The organism is Acetobacter indonesiensis (genome assembly GCF_000963945.1).
GTDB lineage: Bacteria > Pseudomonadota > Alphaproteobacteria > Acetobacterales > Acetobacteraceae > Acetobacter > Acetobacter indonesiensis.
On sequence record NZ_BAMW01000111.1, the window covers coordinates 1 to 319 of the forward strand.

A 319-nucleotide genomic window follows, 5' to 3' on the forward strand; every position below is an offset into this window, starting at 1 on the left:
TAGCACTACAATTACATATTATGTTGAGTTCTGAATTTATGGGTAACCATGATTCAGGATATGATGAGTGGCGGTGCATCTGTTGAAGCTACGCTGGATTTGTGGGCGTCCGGGCTTCGGTCCGCCAAGGAACGGATCGCGCCGCTGTTTATGCAGAAGCGTGTTGCAACTTCTGCGTGCGCCTCCCTTGACGTGTTGATTGACAATGAACCACGCAAGACAAGATGGATGCGAACGGAAGCAGCAGGATATCCCGGTCTATGGCGGCAAGAGGCGCTTCTGGGGCGCGGGCACTGGGATGCCGATGCCCTTCGCGATG

General features: G+C 53.9%; 1 pseudogene. It reads left to right on the top strand.

The annotated features are described in order from the left end of the window. Positions 1–48: 48 nt before the first annotated feature. Positions 49–319: pseudogene (locus tag Abin_RS15375) on the top strand (IS701 family transposase); the annotation flags it as partial.